The following is a 1507-nucleotide window of genomic DNA, read 5'->3' on the forward strand; positions in this document are numbered from 1 at the left end:
TGGCGCACCTGCGGGTTGGCATAGAGCCGCTCGATCGGCATTTCGAGATCGAGCCGGATATTGTCGCCCTTCTTCCATGTCCGCTTGATCGCGGCGTAGCCGTCGCTGGTGATCTCAGCCAGCTTGATGGCCTCGCCGTTCACCTTCAACTGGGCACTGGCGCTCCAGGCTGGAATGCGCAGGTGCAAGGTGAATTCGACCGGCGCCTGCGGTTCGAGCACGATCTCGACGGCGCCGTCCCAGGGATAGCGGCTCGTCTGCGTCACGCCGACCGGGACGCCCGATATGTCGAAACGGGCGGTCGAGTCGCCATAGAGGTGGATGGCCAACGCGTCGTCGGCCAGGCTGTAGAAATAGCTGCCGATCGAGGCGACCATGCGCCCGATATTGGGTGGGCAGCACGGGCAGCGGTGCCATTTCCACCTGTTGTGCTTGCCCCGGCTTTCCAATGGATTCTCGTAGAAAAACAGCGAGCCGTCGAGCGACAGGCCCGAGATCGAACCGTTGTAGAGGGCGCGTTCCATCATGTCGGCGTAGCGCGCATTCGGCCCCATGCCGAGCATGCGGCTGGCCCAGAACACCAGGCCCACCGCTGCACAGGTCTCGGCATAGGCGCTCTCGTTGGGCAGGTCATAGTCGCTGGTGAACCCCTCATTGTGCGCCGATGGCCCGAGCCCGCCGGTGATATAGAGGCTCTTGGTGGTGAGATCGTCCCACAGAAGGTCGAGCGCCGACCGCAGCGTGTCGTCGCCATATTCGGTGGCGATGTCGGCCATGCCGGAATAGAGGTACATCGCCCTGACCGCGTGGCCGACGACCTTGTCCTGCTCGCGCACCGGGATGTGCGACTGGCTGTATTCATAGGTCTTGAAATGATAGGCCTTCGGGTCGGCGCCGCGGGCGCGGGCCTCCTCGTCGAAATAATGCGGCTGCTGCCCGCGCTGGTCGATGAAGTATTTGGCCAGCTCCATGTATTTCCGCTCGCCTGTCACCCGCGCCAGCTTGACCAGCGCCAGCTCGATCTCCTCATGTCCGCAATAGCCCTTCTTCTTGCCGGGCTCGGGGCCGAGCACCGACGCGATATGGTCGGCATAGCGGCACATGATGTCGAGCAGCTTGCGTTTTCCCGTCGCCTGGTAATAGGCGACCGCGCCCTCGATCAGGTGGCCGGCGCAATAGAGCTCGTGGCAGTCGCGCAGATTGGTCCAGCGCTTGCCGGGCTGGATGCGCTGATACCAGCTCGAGAGATAGCCGTCCTCCTGCTGCAGCTTGCCATACATGTCGATGACGGCATCGATCTTCTTCTCCAGTTCGGGGTTCTTGCGCCGGTAAAGCGAATAGGCCGCGGTCTCGATCGTCTTGCCGAGATCGGAATCCCAGAACATCTGCGTGGTCACCGTCGATCCAGTGAATTCCGCGCCCTGGCGGTCGGCTTCGTCGGGGGAGGGCGAGTGGAAGGGGATGACTATGCCGGGCGAGGGGCGGTCCGGATCGATCTGCTCCAGCA

General features: G+C 63.1%; 1 protein-coding gene. It reads right to left on the minus strand.

The window, feature by feature from the left end:
• A partial coding sequence (locus tag EN893_RS33585; protein WP_164901366.1) for a beta-L-arabinofuranosidase domain-containing protein occupies nucleotides 1-1507 on the minus strand: 1507 nt, incomplete at both ends.

The sequence above is a fragment of the Mesorhizobium sp. M7A.F.Ca.CA.004.04.2.1 genome (assembly GCF_004022825.1).
Classification (GTDB): Bacteria; Pseudomonadota; Alphaproteobacteria; order Rhizobiales; family Rhizobiaceae; genus Mesorhizobium.